Annotated in this window: 16 protein-coding genes; 3 read left to right on the top strand and 13 right to left on the bottom strand. The window is 60.3% G+C overall.

The features are described 5' to 3' along the window. Positions 1–20: 20 nt before the first annotated feature. From NWV16_RS05985 to ffh, 8 genes are all read right to left on the bottom strand, one after another. A complete protein-coding gene (locus NWV16_RS05985; RefSeq protein WP_011332618.1) occupies positions 21–1,325 on the bottom strand; it encodes a homoserine dehydrogenase in 1,305 nt (434 codons plus the stop codon). A gap of 131 nt (positions 1,326–1,456) precedes the next feature. Beyond that, positions 1,457–2,188 carry a bifunctional protein-disulfide isomerase/oxidoreductase DsbC gene (gene dsbC / locus NWV16_RS05980; RefSeq protein WP_065259650.1) on the bottom strand — a complete coding sequence of 244 codons (732 nt, stop codon included), beginning with the start codon at positions 2,186–2,188 and terminating at the stop codon, positions 1,457–1,459. Positions 2,189–2,329: 141 nt separating this feature from the next. Beyond that, positions 2,330–3,226 (bottom strand): site-specific tyrosine recombinase XerD, encoded by an 897-nt coding sequence (gene xerD / locus NWV16_RS05975; RefSeq protein WP_260522330.1) that lies wholly within the window; start codon positions 3,224–3,226, stop codon positions 2,330–2,332. 199 nt (positions 3,227–3,425) lie between these two features. Beyond that, entirely contained in the window at positions 3,426–3,776 is a 351-nt protein-coding gene (gene rplS, locus NWV16_RS05965) for a 50S ribosomal protein L19 (protein ID WP_065259648.1), read from the bottom strand. Between the two features lie 46 nt (positions 3,777–3,822). Continuing rightward, positions 3,823–4,575: a tRNA (guanosine(37)-N1)-methyltransferase TrmD gene (gene trmD / locus NWV16_RS05960; RefSeq protein ID WP_260522329.1), complete on the bottom strand. Its 753-nt coding sequence runs from the start codon at positions 4,573–4,575 to the stop codon at positions 3,823–3,825. A 3-nt stretch (positions 4,576–4,578) separates the two neighbouring features. Then, the gene (gene rimM / locus NWV16_RS05955; RefSeq protein ID WP_065259646.1) at positions 4,579–5,115 is read right to left on the bottom strand and encodes a ribosome maturation factor RimM; all 537 of its coding nucleotides are present in this window, start codon (positions 5,113–5,115) and stop codon (positions 4,579–4,581) included. Positions 5,116–5,120: 5 nt separating this feature from the next. Then, positions 5,121–5,372 (bottom strand): 30S ribosomal protein S16, encoded by a 252-nt coding sequence (rpsP, locus tag NWV16_RS05950; protein WP_065259645.1) that lies wholly within the window; start codon positions 5,370–5,372, stop codon positions 5,121–5,123. 248 nt (positions 5,373–5,620) lie between these two features. Next, positions 5,621–6,997, bottom strand: coding sequence for a signal recognition particle protein (ffh, locus tag NWV16_RS05945; RefSeq protein ID WP_260522328.1), 1,377 nt, complete (start codon positions 6,995–6,997; stop codon positions 5,621–5,623). 210 nt (positions 6,998–7,207) lie between these two features. Between ffh and NWV16_RS05940 the strand changes: the two genes are divergently transcribed. The 3 genes from NWV16_RS05940 to NWV16_RS05930 all read left to right on the top strand — a co-directional run bounded on the left by NWV16_RS05940 (position 7,208) and on the right by NWV16_RS05930 (position 10,826). Beyond that, the gene (locus NWV16_RS05940) at positions 7,208–8,020 is read left to right on the top strand and encodes an inner membrane protein YpjD (protein ID WP_260522327.1); all 813 of its coding nucleotides are present in this window, start codon (positions 7,208–7,210) and stop codon (positions 8,018–8,020) included. Positions 8,021–8,032: 12 nt separating this feature from the next. Next, positions 8,033–9,274, top strand: coding sequence for a transporter associated domain-containing protein (locus NWV16_RS05935; protein WP_260522326.1), 1,242 nt, complete (start codon positions 8,033–8,035; stop codon positions 9,272–9,274). Between the two features lie 235 nt (positions 9,275–9,509). Continuing rightward, a complete protein-coding gene (locus tag NWV16_RS05930; protein WP_260522325.1) occupies positions 9,510–10,826 on the top strand; it encodes an MFS transporter in 1,317 nt (438 codons plus the stop codon). Between the two features lie 46 nt (positions 10,827–10,872). Here the strand turns inward: NWV16_RS05930 and purT are convergent, their stop codons facing one another. From purT to NWV16_RS05905, 5 genes are all read right to left on the bottom strand, one after another. After that, complete coding sequence (gene purT / locus NWV16_RS05925; RefSeq protein WP_085697261.1) at positions 10,873–12,054, bottom strand: formate-dependent phosphoribosylglycinamide formyltransferase; 1,182 nt, start codon at positions 12,052–12,054, stop codon at positions 10,873–10,875. A gap of 100 nt (positions 12,055–12,154) precedes the next feature. After that, entirely contained in the window at positions 12,155–12,622 is a 468-nt protein-coding gene (locus NWV16_RS05920) for a preQ0 transporter (protein ID WP_007954619.1), read from the bottom strand. Positions 12,623–12,686: 64 nt separating this feature from the next. Next, a complete protein-coding gene (locus NWV16_RS05915; RefSeq protein ID WP_082302406.1) occupies positions 12,687–12,902 on the bottom strand; it encodes a DUF1289 domain-containing protein in 216 nt (71 codons plus the stop codon). Then, positions 12,899–13,423 (bottom strand): gamma carbonic anhydrase family protein, encoded by a 525-nt coding sequence (locus tag NWV16_RS05910; RefSeq protein ID WP_007954617.1) that lies wholly within the window; start codon positions 13,421–13,423, stop codon positions 12,899–12,901. The genes NWV16_RS05915 and NWV16_RS05910 overlap by 4 nt, the downstream gene beginning before the upstream one ends. A 28-nt stretch (positions 13,424–13,451) precedes the next feature. Next, complete coding sequence (locus tag NWV16_RS05905) at positions 13,452–14,051, bottom strand: CoA pyrophosphatase (protein WP_260522324.1); 600 nt, start codon at positions 14,049–14,051, stop codon at positions 13,452–13,454. Positions 14,052–14,193: the final 142 nt, after the last annotated feature.

Raw genomic sequence — 14,193 nt, 5'->3', positions numbered from 1 at the left:
GCTCGTAGCTCGCCGCTGCTTTAGTTTAGGTGCTCGACACGGATCCGCACGACCGGACCGACCACGCCCGCCAGGGCTTCAAGAGCGGCGATCGCATCGTTGATGTGCTGTTCCAGCACGCGGTGGGTCAGCAGGATCATCGGCACCAGGCCGTCGTGTTCCTCGACTTCCTTCTGCATGATCGACTCGATGTTAATGCCGCGCTCCGAGAGGATGCTCGCCACCTGAGCAAGGACGCCCGGATGGTCCTTGGCCTGGATGCGCAGATAGTAGGCGCTTTCGCAGGCTTCGATCGGCAGGATCGGATGGGCCGACAGCGAGTCCGGCTGGAAGGCCAGGTGCGGCACACGGTTTTCCGGGTCGGAGGTCATGGCGCGAACCACGTCCACCAGGTCGGCGATCACCGACGATGCCGTCGGCTCCATGCCGGCGCCAGCTCCGTAGAACAGGGTCGAACCGGCAGCGTCACCGTTGACCATCACTGCGTTCATCACACCGTTGACGTTGGCGATCAGGCGATCGGCCGGGATCAGCGTCGGGTGTACGCGCAGCTCGATGCCGGCGGCGGTGCTGCGTGCCACGCCCAGGTGCTTGATCCGGTAGCCCAGCGCTTCGGCGTAGTTCACGTCGGCGGTGGTCAGTTTGGTGATGCCTTCGGTGTAGGCCTTGTCGAACTGCAGCGGGACACCGAATGCGATGGACGCCAGGATCGTCAGCTTGTGCGCCGCGTCGATGCCTTCAACGTCGAAGGTCGGATCGGCTTCTGCGTAACCCAACGCTTGCGCCTCGGCGAGCACGTCTTCGAAGGTGCGACCCTTTTCGCGCATCTCGGTGAGGATGAAGTTGCCGGTACCGTTGATGATCCCCGCCACCCAGTTGATACGGTTGGCGGACAGGCCTTCACGGATCGCCTTGATCACCGGAATGCCGCCGGCAACCGCCGCCTCGAATGCCACGATCACGCCTTTCTCGCGCGCCTTGGCAAAAATTTCATTACCGTGAACGGCAATCAGAGCCTTGTTCGCGGTGACCACATGCTTGCCATTCTCGATGGCCTTGAGTACCAGCTCGCGGGCAACGGTATAGCCGCCCATCAGCTCTATGACGATGTCGATCTCAGGGTTCGTGGCCACTTCGAAGACATCGTTGGTAATCGCAATACCGGTCGTCTGGAACTGAGGCTTTGGCGTGCGCATGGCAATTTGTGCCACTTCGATTCCACGCCCGGCACGACGAGCGATTTCCTCGGCGTTGCGCTGAAGTACGTTGAAGGTACCGCCACCGACGGTCCCTAACCCACAGATGCCTACTTTGACCGGTTTCACTGTGAACTCCCCATAAAACGGCCGACGCGAGGCCGGCCGTGAAAACAACCGCGCAATTGCGGCTCTCTATTGATGGCCCGGACAAACTGCCGCCGGGCCACGCTCGTCACGCCTTGACGTGACGAAGCGAATTACTTCGCGCCCAGCGCCAGTTTGGCGACTTGTGGCGCAGGCTGGTAGCCCGGAATGACTTGTCCGTCGGCCAATACGATGGCCGGCGTGCCGTTCACACCGATCGACTGACCGAGAGCGAACTGTTTGGAAACCGGGTTATCGCACTTGGCGGCCTTGATCTCCTTGCCATCGACCATTTTGTCCATGGCCGCTTTCTTGTCCTTCGAGCACCACACGGCTTGCAACTGCTCGTCGCCCGGCGAACCCAGGCCCTGACGCGGGAATGCCACATAACGCACCTCGATGCCGCGCTTGTTCAGCTCAGGCACTTCAGCATGCAACTTGTGGCAGTACGGGCAAGTGGTGTCGGTGAACACGGTGATGTGCGACTTGGTCTCGCCCACGGCCGGATAGACCACGGTCTCGGCGACCGGAATTCCGTTGATCAGTTTGGAAATGCCCAGGCGTTCGGTCTTCTCGGTCAGGTTGACCGGTTTGCCATCCTTGAGCTGGAACATGTAGCCCTGGACGATGTACTGGCCGTCGGCGCTGGCGTAGAGCACACGGCTGCCCTTGAGCTTGACTTCGTACAGGCCCGGCAGCGGACTGGCGGTGATGGTGTCCACCGGAACATCGAGCTGGAGGTTTTCCAGGCTCTGGCGGATGGCTTTGTCGGCCGCATCGTCGGCGACGGCAAAGGTGCTGACCAACGCAATGGCTGCGGCGGCGAAAATCTGGGTCAGACGCATGAGAACTCCTGAAGGCGGACAAATGGAGCGATCAGAACGCCCGTGCCGGAACACCGGGTCATAACCGCCCATCGTGCAAACCGGCAAAGCCTACCACATAAGGCCCGCATGGCCGAATGCGCCTGTCGCAATACAGAATGCTCAACCTCGCGGGTGATGTTTCGCGTGCAGATCCTGCAGTCGCGCCCGCGCGACATGGGTATAAATCTGCGTGGTGGACAGGTCGCTATGACCCAACAGCATCTGCACCACCCGCAAGTCCGCGCCATGGTTGAGCAGGTGTGTGGCAAAGGCATGACGCAGCGTGTGTGGCGACAGCGATTTGCCGATCCCGGCAACCTTGGCCTGATGCTTGATGCGATGCCAGAAGGTCTGGCGAGTCATCTGTTCGCCGCGTTGACTGGGGAACAGCACATCGCTGGGACGTCCGCCCAGCAATTCGGCACGTCCATCGCGCAGGTAACGCTCGACCCAGACAATTGCTTCCTCACCCATTGGCACCAGCCGCTCCTTGCTGCCCTTGCCCATCACCCGCAACACGCCCTGACGCAGGTTGACCTGTTCCAGGGTCAGACTGACCAGCTCGGTCACCCGCAACCCGCAGGCGTAAAGCACTTCGAGCATGGCACGATCTCGCTGACCGATGGCTTCGCTCAGGTCCGGCGCCTTCAGCAGCGCTTCGACGTCAGCTTCCGACAGGGATTTTGGCAATGGCCGGCCCAGTTGGGGCATGTCGACGCGCAAGGTCGGATCGACCGCGATCAGTTTTTCCCGCAGCAGATAACGATAAAAACCACGTACGCCCGAAAGAAACCTGGCGGTGGAACGCGGTTTGTAATTCTGCTCCAGACGCCAGGCCAGATGATCAAGGATCAACTCGCGACCGGCGTTGATCAGCTCAAGGCCTTTTTCCTGCAACCAGCCGTTGAACAGGGCGAGATCACTGCGATAGGCGTCGCGGGTGTTGTCGGAAAGCCCCTTCTCCAGCCACAGGGCGTCGAGAAACTGGTCAATCAGCGGGTGGTCGATGGCGGGCATAAAAACTCTGGCAAGACAGGGATGGCGGACAGTCTTTCATAGCCCGCTCACTCACGAAACCGCCAGGCAACAAAACCTGGCAACACCGGTACCGGGCGTTTGTCATCATCAATGACTACAAAGCTGAAATGCATCGGATAAATTGCGGACAACAAAAAAGCAGCCCGTAGGCTGCTTTTTTCTGCATCGGAAGCTGGACTTAAGCCAGTTTTTCCTTGATGCGAGCTGCTTTACCCGACAGGTCGCGCAGGTAGTACAGCTTGGCTTTGCGTACGTCACCGCGACGTTTGACAGCCATGCTGTCGATCTGCGGGGAGTAGGTCTGGAAAGTACGCTCTACACCAACACCGTTGGAGATTTTACGAACGGTGAACGCACTGTTCACGCCGCGGTTGCGCTTGGCGATTACAACGCCTTCGAACGCTTGCAGACGGGAACGATCGCCTTCCTTCACTTTCACCTGAACGACAATGGTGTCGCCCGGGGCAAAGGCAGGGATTTCTTTGCTCATCTGCTCTGCTTCGAGTGCAAGGATGATTTTGTTGGTCATGCTGTGCTCCTAAGGTAAATCGTCGGGATCTACCATCGATACGTTGTTAACTATCGTCCCGCTCGCGGATGTATTCCTCGAGCAGCTTCTTCTCTTCTCCAGAAAGCGAGCGGCTTTCCAGAAGATCGGCGCGTCGTTCCCAGGTCCGGCCAAGGGACTGCTGTAAACGCCAACGCCGGATGTGTGCGTGATTGCCGCTTAGCAATACGTCGGGAACACGCTGATCCGCATACACCTCCGGTCGGGTGTAGTGCGGGCAATCCAGCAAACCATCCGTGAAGGAGTCTTCCTCCGCGGAGTCCGCATGCCCTAAAGCTCCGGGCAGCAGTCGTGTAACCGCATCTATCAGGACCATCGCCGGCAGCTCGCCGCCAGACAGGACATAGTCCCCAATCGACCACTCTTCATCGACATGAGCCTCAATAAAGCGCTCGTCAATGCCTTCATAACGACCGGCAATCAGGATCAATGCATCCGATTTCGCCAGTTCGCGTACCGCCGACTGAGCCAGCTGACGGCCTTGGGGGGACAGGTAAATCACCTTCGCCGCCTCCCCGGCTGCTGCCTTGGCCTGAACCAGAGCATCCTCCAGGGGTTTGATCTTCATCACCATGCCCGGACCACCGCCAAACGGGCGATCGTCCACAGTGTGATGCCGATCCGTCGTGTAATCCCGCGGATTCCAACAGGTGAGCTGCAAAAGCCCCTGTTTGGCCGCACGACTGGTAATGCCGTACTCACTGATAGCCGAGAACATCTCGGGGAACAACGTGATGACTTCTACGCGCAGGCTTGCCATTGCTTAGAAATCCGCGTCCCATTCCACCCTCATTTCGCCTGCTTCAAGGTCGATGGCCAGCACGCATTGCTCCGTATAGGGCAACAAACGCTCGCGATCATCCAGGCTGCCTGCGCAGGGTTTGACCACCAGTACATCGTTCGCGCCGGTCTCCAACAGGTGATCAACCTTGCCGAACAGTTGTTCGTCCTGGTTGATGACTTTCAGACCCACCAACTGGTACCAGTAGTACTCGTCGGAAGTCAGGTTGGGCAAAAGGCTTCGCGAGATGCAAATCTCGTAACCGCTCAGAAGACGGGCTTCATCACGATCGTCGAGGCCTTTGAGCTTGGCGACCAGATCCTTTTGAGTGGAACGGCCACTGACCAGCTCTGCCTGCTTGACCACACCTTCGCGCCGAAGCGTCCAGTTACGGTAATTCAGCAGGTTTTCAATCGGATCGGTAAAGGAAAAGACCTTCACCTCGCCGCGAACGCCGTGAACCGAAAAAATCTTGCCGACAACGATAAGGTCGTCCGCTTTTTCTGGCGTCGCGTTCATATAGCTCAGGCTGCAGCCTTGGCTTTTTCCTTCAGCAACTGAGCAACACGCTCAGATGGCTGCGCGCCAACGCTCAACCAGTAGTTCAGACGCTCGTCGTTTACGGACAGACGAACTTCCTGACCACGGGCAACCGGGTTGAAGAAGCCGATCTGCTCTTTGTGGGAACCATCACGCGGGTTACGCGAGTCGGTTACGGTCAGGTGGTAAAACGGGCGCTTTTTGGAGCCGCCAAGGGCAAGACGGATTGTTAGCATGTGAACATCGTTCCTGTAGTCGGTGCTGCAAATCTAAATGCACAGCGGGCATGGGTGCCCGAAAGGCCGCATATTCTAAGGAATATCCGGACTTTTGCAAATGACTTTTTCCGGCGCCTATGGCATGCCGTGCAGATTTGCGATAGAGCCGTCGATGAAAACGGCCGGTCAGCTCCCGCCGAATGCGGGTTTACTGTGAATCCCGCTTCCATGCGGGACTGCGCCGGTACGACGACCGGCGAGTTCTTTTACAGTTTCGGCATGCCGCCGCCGGGCAACATTCCACCCATGCCGCGCATCATTTTCGCCATTCCGCCCTTGGCGGAGAATTTCTTCATCATCTTCTGCATCTGCTTGTGCTGCTTGATCAAGCGACCGATGTCCTGCACCTGAGTACCGGATCCCATGGCGATCCGACGCTTGCGAGAACCGCTGATCAGTTCGGGATCGCGGCGCTCGGCCGGGGTCATGGAGTTGATGATGGCTTCCATCTGCTTGAACTGCTTCTCTGCCGCGCTCTGGGCATTGCCCATCTGCGACAGGTTGACGCCGCCGATGCTCGGCAGCTTGTCCATGAGCCCGCCAAGGCCACCCATGTTTTTCATCTGTTGCAACTGATCACGGAAGTCTTCGAGATCGAAGCCCTTGCCCTTCTTCAGCTTCTTGGCCAGTTTGTCGGCCTTTTCCTTGTCGAGGGTCGCTTCAGCCTGCTCGATCAGACTGAGCACGTCGCCCATGCCGAGGATCCGCGAGGCGATACGTTCAGGGTGGAACGGATCCAGCGCCTCGGTCTTCTCGCCCATACCGATGAACTTGATCGGCTTGCCGGTGATGGCACGTACGGACAACGCGGCACCGCCACGGGCGTCACCGTCGACCTTGGTCAGGATCACACCGGTCAGCGGCAGCGCATCGCCAAAGGCCTTGGCCGTGTTGGCGGCATCCTGACCGGTCATGGCATCGACCACGAACAGGGTTTCGACCGGATTGATCGCCGCGTGCAGCGCCTTGATCTCGCCCATCATCTCATCGTCGATGTGCAGACGACCGGCGGTATCGACGATGACCACGTCGATGAATTTCAGTTTTGCTTCTTTAATGGCCGCGTTGGCGATGTCGACCGGTTTCTGGCTCAGATCGGACGGGAAGAACGTCACGCCGATGTCGTTGGCCAAGGTTTCCAGCTGCTTGATGGCGGCAGGACGATAGATGTCCGCCGACACGACCATGACCGACTTCTTCTTGCGCTCTTTAAGGAAGCGCGCCAGTTTACCGGCCGTAGTGGTTTTACCCGCACCCTGCAGACCGGCCATCAGAATGACGGCTGGCGGTACGGCGCTGAGGTTCAAGTCTTCGTTGGCCGCGCCCATCAGGCTTTCGAGTTCGGCCTGGACGATCTTCACGAACGCCTGACCCGGCGTCAGGCTGCGCGACACCTCGGTGCCGACAGCGCGCTCCTTGACCGAATTGACGAAGTCCTTGACCACCGGCAGGGCGACGTCGGCCTCAAGCAGCGCCATGCGCACTTCACGCAGGGTGTCTTTGATGTTGTCTTCGGTCAGCTTCGCCTTGCCAGTGACATGGCGCAGCGTCTGCGAGAGACGGTCGGTTAGGTTTTCAAACATTGCGCGATCCTTTCAGGCCCTGTGTAGACCGGGATAATGGCGGCCCGGACCGGAATCAACATGTACTCGGCGAGCCTGCGGCGTGGGCAGGTCGCGGATTATAGCGAAGACTGCGTCTGGCGGACACCTCGCTGTCAGCTCGTTGAGTCTTTCGTGCGATGGCGGTTCTATGCCAAACTCAGCCCCTTTCGGGCTTGCCTAACAGGATTTATGCTCCCCTTGTCACCGAGTTTGCTGACCACCCTCGCCGCCGCCCTTCTTTATGCCGCTGCGACCCTTTATCAGGGCACCCGCCTGGCCACTGGCGCCAAGGCCGACAAACGCCTGCTGGTCACGCTTGGCGTGTTCGCCGTGCTGGCTCACGGCGCCAGCCTGCTGACCCACCTGTTGACGCCGATCGGTCTGGGCCTGGACTTCTTCAGTGCTTCGAGCCTGATTGCCGCGGCGGTCATTGCCCTGACGCTGTTGGCCTGCTCGCGAATCCCGGTGGAAAACCTGCTGGTCCTGCTGTTCCCGCTGGGAGCGATCACCGTGTTGCTGGCCCAGTTCGCGCCGACCGGCACCGTGCAGATCATCGACGAAGAACCGGGCATACTTGCGCACATCCTGCTGTCGATCCTCGCCTATGGCATGTTCACCATCGCCGTGTTCCAGGCGTTGCTGCTGCTGGTACAGGATCACCAGCTCAAGCACAAGCACCCGTCCGGGCTGATCAGGAACTTCCCGCCGCTGCAAACCATGGAAAGCCTGCTGTTCGGCTTTCTTTGGGCGGGCTGGACGCTGCTGTCGCTGTCGCTGATTTCCGGCTGGCTGTTCGTCGAGAACCTGTTTGCCCAACATCTGGTGCACAAGACCCTGCTGGCCTGCCTGGCCTGGGTCGTGTTCAGCGTGCTGTTGTGGGGCCGCAACCGCCTCGGCTGGCGCGGCCACAAGGCGATCCGCTGGACCCTCGCCGGTTTTTGCCTGCTGATGTTGGCGTATTTCGGCAGCAAACTGGTCCGTGAATACATCCTGCATATCTGACGGGCGGCATAAATGGACGGTTTGCCCATAGGGCCGATGCTCGCGGTATTTGTCCTGCTGATTCTCTGGTCGGGGCTGTTCACTGCGGTCGAGATCGCGCAACAGCATCTGCTGGCGCAACGGACGGCCTCGCGCGCCAGCGACAAGCCGCTGGCGAAACTCGGTTTCCCGCTCGACAGCCTGATTCTGTGCAACACCCTGTGCCGCGCATTGGCCGTGGTACTTGCCACGCTGCTGGCGATTTTCCTCTGTGAAGAAAACGGTCCCTGGGCAGCCGTTCTGGGTGCCGGCGCCGTGCTGCTGGTATTTGCCGACTACTTCCCGCGCACCCTCGCCCAACGCTATCCGGACGCCGTGCTGTCATTCGGCAATTCGTTGCTCGCGGTGCCGCTGAAAGTGATCTATCCCCTCGCATGGCTGCTGAGCAGCATCAGTGGCTTGCTGATGCGCCCGCTGGTGCGCAAGGCTCAGGTCGTGCAGCAGAGTGAAGACGACATCCCGCCGGAACGCCTTGACGACACGGAACATCCGTCTCGGCCGCACCCGGTTTCCGGCATCCATGCGCTGGACAACATCACGGTCAACGACATCCTGGTCCCTCGCAGCGACGTCGACGGCATCAATCTCGACGATTCCATCGAAGAGATCACCGAGCAGTTGCGCCACAACAAGCGCACGCGCCTTCCGGTCTTCCACAGTGACATCAACCAGGTCGAGGCCGTCCTCAACACCCGACAGATCCGGCACTTGCTGGACGATCGCAGCCTGACCCGCGAAGCCTTGCTGGCCGCCAGTTACGAGCCGTACTTCGTTCCGGAAAGCACACCACTGCAACTGCAACTGCTGAACTTCCACAAGCAGCAGCGACGTCTGGGCATGGTCGTGGACGAGTACGGCGAAGTGCTGGGCATCGTCACCCTGGAAGACATTCTCGAAGAAATCGTCGGCGAATTCGAAAGCGAGCACAGCCTCGACAATCCGCACATCCATCCGCAGGCCGACGGACGCATGATCATCGACGGCGCCGCCTCGATCCGCGAACTGAACAAATGCCTGGGCTGGCACCTGCCCAGCGACGGCCCCAGGACGCTCAACGGCCTGGTGACCGAAGCACTGGAAACCATCCCGGAAAGCGCGGTGTGCCTGAAGATCGGACGCTATCGCCTGGAGATTCTCGAAACCGAGGAGAACCGTGTGAGCAAAGTACTCATCTGGCACACCAGCTCGGCACCGGTGCTCGCCGCTGTCCGCTAGTTCGCCCCTTGTTCATTCGTTAGCCACCTTCCTATAATCGGGGCGCTTACCCAAGCCCCGCCGAACCGAGTGCTTACCCCGCACCCGACAGGTTCCGGCCGGTCCACCGCTGCTTTCCGCATTACACCGACGATTGTTCCTACCTGGAACAGCGCTCGCGCCCTATCCCACATCCCCGGGTAGTCGACCATAATAATTCGCTCCAATGGAGCTCATGACTGTCAGGGATCACCGCATGACGACCAGTACCGCTTACAGCGACACCGCGCCGACCCAACCGGCCAACTCCGCCACTCGGGTGGCCACCGCGAGCTTCATCGGCACCGCCATCGAGTTTTATGACTTCTACGTCTATGCCACCGCCGCTGCGCTGGTGATCGGGCCGGTGTTCTTTCCGCAGACGTCCGGCACGGCACAGATGCTCTCGGCGTTCCTCACCTTCGGCATCGCCTTCCTCGCCCGCCCGTTGGGTTCGGCATTGTTCGGCCATTTCGGCGATCGCATCGGGCGCAAATCGACGCTCGTGGCCTCACTGCTGCTGATGGGTGTCTGCACCACGTTGATCGGCGTGCTGCCGGGTTACGACAGTATCGGGACCTGGGCGCCGATCCTTCTGTGCGTGCTGCGCTTCGGCCAGGGCCTGGGATTGGGTGGCGAATGGGGCGGTGCGGCGCTGCTGGCCACCGAAAACGCCCCGAAAGGCAAACGGGCGTGGTTCGGCATGTTCCCGCAGCTTGGCCCTTCGATCGGCTTTCTGGCGGCCAACGGCCTTTTCCTGACCCTGGCCATGACCCTCAGCGACGAACAGTTCCGCAGCTGGGGCTGGCGGATTCCGTTCCTGCTCAGCGCCGTGCTGGTGATGGTCGGCTTGTACGTGCGCCTCAAGCTGCACGAAACCCCGGTATTCGCCAACGCCATCGCCCGCCAGGAGCGAGTGAAGGTGCCATTGGTCGAACTGTTCAGCCAGTACTGGGCTCCGACACTGCTGGGCGCGGCCGCGATGGTGGTCTGCTACGCGCTGTTCTACATCTCGACCGTGTTTTCCCTGAGCTACGGCGTATCAACGCTCGGCTACAGTCGCGAGACATTCCTCGGTCTGCTCTGTTTCGCGGTGCTGTTCATGGCAGCCGCCACGCCGTTATCGGCCTGGGCGAGTGACCGTTACGGGCGCAAACCCGTGCTGATCGTCGGTGGTGTGCTGGCGATTCTTTCCGGCTTTCTGATGCAGCCATTGCTGACTCAGGGTTCGACCTGGGGCGTGGCGCTGTTCCTGTGCATCGAGCTGTTCCTGATGGGCGTGACCTTCGCACCGATGGGTGCGCTGCTGCCGGAGCTGTTTCCGACACACGTGCGCTATACCGGCGCATCGGCGGCCTACAACCTCGGCGGAATTGTCGGGGCCTCGGCGGCACCGTTCTTCGCGCAGAAACTGGTGGCGATGGGTGGTTTGAGTTATGTCGGCGGGTACGTATCGGGGGCGGCGGTGCTCAGCCTGATCGCTGTGCTGTGCCTGAAGGAAACGCGCCACAGCGACCTGAATCAGGTGCCATAAGCGCATTGATTGCTCCCGCACGGGCGGGAGCAATCAGACCGCGAGATTACAGTTCTACAACGACCGCCTGAGAAGCACGGGTCGCCTTGGCGCGAGCCGCTTCGATCGACTCGTCACGCGCCAGGGCTACGCCCATGCGACGCTGACCATTGACTTCAGGCTTGCCGAACAGGCGCAACGCGGTATCCGGTTCGCTAAGAGCGGCGCCGAGATTGGCGAATGCGGTCTGGGTCGACTGACCTTCCACCAGAATCACCGCCGAGGCCGATGGGCCGAACTGACGGATCAGCGGCACCGGCAGGCCGAGGATGGCACGGGCGTGCAGGGCGAACTGCGAGAGGTCCTGGGAAATCAGGGTCACCAGACCGGTGTCGTGCGGACGCGGCGATACTTCGCTGAACCACACCTGATCCCCCTTGATGAACAGCTCGACGCCAAAGAGGCCACGACCACCCAGCGCTTCGGTCACGGCTTTGGCAACACGCTCGGACTCTGCCAGCGCAATCGGGCTCATGGCCTGCGGCTGCCAGGACTCCTGATAATCGCCCTTCTCCTGACGGTGACCAACAGGTGCACAGAAGGTCGTGCCGCCGACGTGACGAACGGTCAGCAGGGTGATCTCGTAGTCGAAATCGATGAAGCCTTCGATGATTACGCGACCTTTGCCGGCACGGCCGCCTTCTTGCGCGTAGTCCCAGGCTTTCTGCACGTCATCGGCGCTGCGCAGCAGGCTCTGGCCCTTGCCCGACGAACTCATCACCGGTTTGACGACGCACGGGAAACCCAGGTCCTGAACAGCTTTGCTGTAGTCCTCGAAGGTGTCGGCGAAGTGGTACGGCGAAGTTGGCAGATCCAGCTCTTCGGCGGCCAGACGACGAATGCCTTCGCGGTTCATGGTCAGTTGAGCGGCGCGGGCGGTCGGGATCACGGTGAAGCCTTCGGCTTCCAGTTCGACCAGGGTGGCGGTGGCGATGGCTTCGATTTCCGGCACGATGAAGTGCGGTTTCTCGGCTTCGATCACCGCACGCAGCGCAGCGCCGTCGAGCATGTTGATCACGTGGCTGCGATGGGCGACCTGCATGGCCGGCGCATTGGCGTAACGGTCAACAGCGATCACTTCAACGCCAAGGCGTTGCAGCTCGATCACCACTTCCTTGCCCAACTCACCACAGCCACACAGCAATACGCGGGTCGCGGTCGGCGACAATGGAGTTCCGATACGGGTCATCTCAGGTCCTCAAAGAAGCGGATCATCGAGGGACGCGGCCAAAGGCGCACTTCCCATGGGGAGAAAGCGCGGCATTTTACATGAACCTGAGGGTTTGGCTTCAGCCGGCGACAGCCTGTTTGCGTTCGCGCCAGGCCATGATCAGCCAGACCGCAGTGACCCCGGCGAACTTCGAGGCCAGCGCGGTGATGAGCACCGGCGGCGTGAGCAGATCGATCATGCCGAAGAAGATGAACGTATCGAGGGGAATGCTCAGCGCCGAACTTATCCACAAGCGGTCACGCAACGGACGTTTGGTAATGGTGAACACCAGCCAATCGATGCACTCGGAGACCGCGAAAGCCGTAGCGCTGGCCAGCGCGATCGAGGGATCGGAAGTGACGTAGGACAGTACCAGCGCCGCCAGCATCGCCACAATCGCGCCATGCCCGAAGCGGATCTGCACCATGTCACGCAGCACGAACACCAGCCCGCCCCACGCCGACCAGATGATGTCCAGGTGCGGCGCGGTGGAGAAGGCGAAGTTGATCAGCACGACACTGCTGATGTAAGCGATGAGGAAAATCATGGACGTGACCTGTCAATTTGGCGCACAGGTTACTTCAGCCCTTCGGTGACGCCAATCGAATCGGCTATTGCCCTGGCGTTTTGCCGACCATCCAGACCAGGCCACTGGCCTTCGCCCGCTCATGACACAACCCGAGTACCACCCGTCTCTCGTCATTGGTCATCCGGCTCCAGCGGGTGATCTCCTCGACCGTGCGCTGGCAGCCGGTACAAATGTCGTCCTCGTCCAGTGCGCAAATACTGACGCAAGGCGAGGCGACAGGTCTTTCGGACGTTGTCATTCTTCTTGCTCGACCAGATCCCGCGCATAGCGCTGCGAGTTATGTACATAGTGCGCGGCACTGGCTTCGAGCATCTTCTTTTGCGGCTCGGTGAGTTCGCGCACCACTTTGCCCGGCGAGCCCATCACCAGCGAACCATCGGGAATTTCCTTGCCCTCACCGATCAGCGAATTGGCGCCGATGATGCAGTTCTTGCCGATCTTCGCGCCGTTGAGGATGACGGCGTTAATGCCGATCAGGCTGTAATCGCCCACCGTGCAGCCGTGGAGCATGGCGTTGTGGCCGATGGTCACGCCGGTGCCGATGGTCAGTGGATAGCCCATGTCGGTGTGCATCACGGTGCCGTCCTGCACGTTGCTGTTTTTGCCGATCAGGATCAGCTCGTTGTCGCCTCGCAGGACGGCGTTGAACCAGACGTTGGCGCCCTCTTCCAGTTTGACCTTGCCCACCAGCACGGCATTGGGGGCCACCCAGCTCTGCGGATGGGTTTCGACTCGGGCGTCGCCCAGGCGGTATTTCATCGTGTGTTCCTCAGGGCTCGCGATGGCTTCAGGTGTTGATAAAGCTTTTCGGTGGCTGGTGCAGGCTGATTCTGGCGTCATAGAGCAGGTTGATCAACTCGACGATCATGATCGCCGTCAGCCCCCAGATCTTGTATTCGCCGTAACGATAGCTCGGCACGTACCAGCTGCGACCCTGATAATCGATGCGGTGGGTGTGTTCGCGGGGATCCTTGCGGAAAAACTCCAGCGGCACGCTGAATACCGCAGCGATCTCGGCATCATTGGCTTGGTATTCGACGAAATCCGGAATCACTCCGACATAAGGTGTGACCTTGATGCCGTGCAGGGAGATCAACGGACTGAGCGGCCCGATCACTTCGACCAGACCGGGCGGCAGACCGATTTCCTCTTCAGCCTCTCGCAGCGCGGTGAAGGTCAGGTCGGGATCTTCCGGATCACGCCGGCCACCGGGAAAGGCGACCTCGCCACCGTGGGTCGAGAGCCCGCTGGCACGCAAGGTCAGGACAAGCTCCGGTTCGTCACTGCGAGTAATCGGCACCAGAACGGCGGCCTCGGGAAAACGCGTGTCGGTCTCCAGCGTGCGCGGCGTGTGATTGCTTACCCGGTGCAGTAGCTCGTCCAGCATAAGTGTTCTCGATCTGTGCCTTGCCCTGCATCATGCACCAATCATGGCGACCGCCCAAGCCCCGGACAGGCGTCATGTCGCGAAACGACAACTTGCCGACAGCCACCTCTGCGCGCCAAGATAGGCGCAGCATTCAGGAACT

It is taken from the genome of Pseudomonas sp. BW7P1 (genome assembly GCF_024981055.1).
Classification (GTDB): Bacteria; Pseudomonadota; Gammaproteobacteria; order Pseudomonadales; family Pseudomonadaceae; genus Aquipseudomonas; species Aquipseudomonas bananamidigenes.
This window is presented reverse-complemented; position numbering and strand designations above follow the sequence as displayed.

What these genes read in the sequence shown, in the direction of transcription:
- dsbC (WP_065259650.1), bottom strand. Translation starts at nt 2,188, where the DNA reads ATGCGTCTGACCCAGATTTTCGCCGCCGCAGCCATTGCGTTGGTCAGC.
- xerD (WP_260522330.1), bottom strand. Translation starts at nt 3,226, where the DNA reads ATGCCCGCCATCGACCACCCGCTGATTGACCAGTTTCTCGACGCCCTG.
- rplS (WP_065259648.1), bottom strand. Translation starts at nt 3,776, where the DNA reads ATGACCAACAAAATCATCCTTGCACTCGAAGCAGAGCAGATGAGCAAA.
- trmD (WP_260522329.1), bottom strand. Translation starts at nt 4,575, where the DNA reads ATGGCAAGCCTGCGCGTAGAAGTCATCACGTTGTTCCCCGAGATGTTC.
- rimM (WP_065259646.1), bottom strand. Translation starts at nt 5,115, where the DNA reads ATGAACGCGACGCCAGAAAAAGCGGACGACCTTATCGTTGTCGGCAAG.
- rpsP (WP_065259645.1), bottom strand. Translation starts at nt 5,372, where the DNA reads ATGCTAACAATCCGTCTTGCCCTTGGCGGCTCCAAAAAGCGCCCGTTT.
- ffh (WP_260522328.1), bottom strand. Translation starts at nt 6,997, where the DNA reads ATGTTTGAAAACCTAACCGACCGTCTCTCGCAGACGCTGCGCCATGTC.
- NWV16_RS05940 (WP_260522327.1), top strand. Translation starts at nt 7,208, where the DNA reads ATGCTCCCCTTGTCACCGAGTTTGCTGACCACCCTCGCCGCCGCCCTT.
- NWV16_RS05935 (WP_260522326.1), top strand. Translation starts at nt 8,033, where the DNA reads ATGGACGGTTTGCCCATAGGGCCGATGCTCGCGGTATTTGTCCTGCTG.
- NWV16_RS05930 (WP_260522325.1), top strand. Translation starts at nt 9,510, where the DNA reads ATGACGACCAGTACCGCTTACAGCGACACCGCGCCGACCCAACCGGCC.
- purT (WP_085697261.1), bottom strand. Translation starts at nt 12,054, where the DNA reads ATGACCCGTATCGGAACTCCATTGTCGCCGACCGCGACCCGCGTATTG.
- NWV16_RS05920 (WP_007954619.1), bottom strand. Translation starts at nt 12,622, where the DNA reads ATGATTTTCCTCATCGCTTACATCAGCAGTGTCGTGCTGATCAACTTC.
- NWV16_RS05915 (WP_082302406.1), bottom strand. Translation starts at nt 12,902, where the DNA reads ATGACAACGTCCGAAAGACCTGTCGCCTCGCCTTGCGTCAGTATTTGC.
- NWV16_RS05910 (WP_007954617.1), bottom strand. Translation starts at nt 13,423, where the DNA reads ATGAAATACCGCCTGGGCGACGCCCGAGTCGAAACCCATCCGCAGAGC.
- NWV16_RS05905 (WP_260522324.1), bottom strand. Translation starts at nt 14,051, where the DNA reads ATGCTGGACGAGCTACTGCACCGGGTAAGCAATCACACGCCGCGCACG.